This is a genomic window from Brevundimonas sp. UBA7534 (genome assembly GCF_002479325.1).
Classification (GTDB): Bacteria; Pseudomonadota; Alphaproteobacteria; order Caulobacterales; family Caulobacteraceae; genus Brevundimonas.
Window position 1 is genome coordinate 390 of record NZ_DLMO01000143.1, and the last position, 2,644, is coordinate 3,033.

A 2,644-nucleotide genomic window follows, 5' to 3' on the forward strand; every position below is an offset into this window, starting at 1 on the left:
TTGGGCGAGGGGTTGCCGCTGACGGTGATCCAACTGGTCGGGCGCGATCCGGCCGCGATGGGCGAGGGTGCGCGCATGGCCGAGGCGGCAGGCGCCGACATCGTCGACCTGAACTTCGGCTGCCCCGCCAAGGAGGTGACGGGCGCCGCCGCCGGGTCGGCCCTTATGCGCACGCCCGATCTGGCATGCCGGATCATGGAAGCGGCCGTCCACGCGACGACGCGCCCTGTAACGGTCAAGATGCGTCTGGGCTGGGACGACGAGAGCCGGAACGCCGCCGAACTGGCGCGCAGCGCCGAGGCCATCGGCGTCAAGGCGGTCACGGTGCATGGCCGCACCCGCAAGCAGTTCTACACGGGCCAGGCGGACTGGGACGCGGTTGCCGAGGTCAAGGCGGCGGTCGATCTGCCGGTGATCGTCAACGGCGACATCGTCACGGCGGATCAGGCTCGCGAGGCGCTGCGACGGTCGGGCGCGGATGGGTTGATGCTGGGGCGAGGCGTCTATGGTCGGCCCTGGCTGGCGGCGCACCTGGAACGGGCCCTGATCGACGGCGTGGCGCTCGACGAACCGGGGCGCGAGGCGCGGCTGGCGATCGTGGTTGAACACCTGCGCGCTTCGGTCGCCTTCTACGGCCTTCCGCTGGGGTTGCGGATGTTCCGCAAGCACCTGGGGTGGTACATCGAACAGGCGCCGTGGCCGGCCGATCCGCAACACCGCCGAGAAGCTAAGGCAAGAATTTGCAGGATCGAGGCGCCGGAGGCCGTCGAGGCGGCCGTGGCCGAGCTTTGGCGATCAAATTTGGCGCAAGGCAGCAACTCCTTTGTTGAAACTGGGCCACAGTTTGTGGACAGTGCCGTTGCATGACGGATACGCCCCCAGTTTCGGCCGCCTTGCCCGACGCCGCGTCGGGCGATGAGCCGTTCTGGGGGCGACTGGACGGTGATCGGGCGCGCTCGGTGTTTGGCGTGGCCTATGTTGTGGCGGTCGTCGCCACTGCGGCGGCGGTCTGGCTGACCGTCATCGCGCCCGGCGCGCGCGCCGGCGGAGCCGGCGGATCGGCCGGCCAGATCGCCTTGGTGGTGCTAGTGGCCAACTTGGCGCTCATCGCCGGACTTGCGTTCGTGATCGGGCGACGCGTCCTGGCGTTGGCGCGGGGCGCCCACGAGGCCGGATCGCGGCTGCATCTGCGCTTCGTGGCCCTTTTTTCGATGGTGGCGGTGATTCCCGCCGTCCTGATCGCTTTGGTGTTCGGTGTCCTCGTCAACCGCGGCGTCGACCAGTGGTTCAGCGACAACGTCCAGGCCTCCGTCGAAAACGGAGCCGTCGTCGGACGCGCCTACATCGAGGACGTGTCGCGCTCGATGGACTCGGACCTGATGATCATCTCCGATCAGTTGTCCAGCGCGCGGGGGCTGTTTGGAAACCGGATTCGTTTCAATGACGCACTGGCCCAGGTCGGCGACATCTTCGGTTATCCGGCCCTCTACATTCTGAACGGAGAGGGCGAGGTGCTGGCTCGCGCTGAGCAGCCCGGCGCGCCGCCGCTTCTGCTGCCGCCGCGCGCCTATCTGGAAGATGCGGCGCAGGGCGGAAAGCCGCCCACGGACGTGACCCAGCATCCCGACACCGTCCGATCCCTGATCGCGCTGCCGGCGTACGGCGACGCCTACCTTTATCTCGTGCGTCCTCTGCAGGACGGTTTGATCACGCGGATGAACGCCTCCAGTGCCGCCATTCAAGCCTATCGAGAAGCGAGCGAAAGCCGGGCCCGCATCCAGTCGGCCTTCATGCTCAGCTATCTGGAGACGGCGCTGCTGGTCCTGGTCGGGGCGGTCTGGATGGGGATGTCGGCCGCCAGCAGCATCTCGGCGCCCATAGGTCGCCTGGTGAAGGCGGCGGGCCAGGTGGCCGGCGGCGACTTTTCCGCGCGGGTAGAGGTGGATCGTGCGCCCGCGGAGATCGCGACCCTGTCCGACGCCTTCAACCGCATGACTGGCGACCTTCAGGCGCAGCAGACGGCCCTGCGCGCCGCCAGCGAAGAGGCGCAGGATCGCAGCCGCTTCATCGAGACGGTTCTGTCCGGCGTCAGCGCGGGCGTCATCGGCCTGGACCGCCGGGGGCGGGTGTCTGCGGTCAACGATAGCGCCATCCAGCTGCTGCACATCGCCGAGGACGAGGTGCTGGGGCACGACTTGGCGGCGCTTTCGCCGGAGCTCAGCGACCTTGTGCGCCGTGCCGAAGCCCATATCGAAGAGGACATCGACGTCAGCCGTGCGGGAGAGACGCGGCGCCTTCGCGTGCGCATCGAAGGCGGGCAGGGCGGCGAGATGGTCCTGACTTTCGACGACATCACGCGTCTGGTCACCGCTCAGCGCAACGCCGCCTGGCGCGACGTGGCGCGGCGCATCGCCCACGAGATCAAGAATCCCCTGACCCCAATCCAGCTGTCGGCCGAACGGTTGAAGCGCAAGTACCGCTCCAAGGTCGACGAGGTGGAAATCTTTGATCGCTGCACCGACACAATCATTCGCCAGGTTGGCGATATCGGCCGGATGGTGGACGAGTTTTCATCCTTTGCCCGGATGCCGGCCCCCCGTTTCGCGCTCGAGGATCCCGCCGAGATGCTGCGCGAGGCGGTGTT

General features: G+C 67.8%; 2 protein-coding genes. Both read left to right on the forward strand.

Annotated elements, in window-relative coordinates:
• The coding region (locus tag B2U11_RS11620; protein WP_292071887.1) for a tRNA dihydrouridine synthase at positions 1–867 on the forward strand (867 nt) is incomplete at its 5' end.
• The coding region (locus B2U11_RS11625; RefSeq protein WP_292071888.1) for a sensor histidine kinase NtrY-like at positions 864–2,644 on the forward strand (1,781 nt) is incomplete at its 3' end. The genes B2U11_RS11620 and B2U11_RS11625, both read left to right, overlap by 4 nt.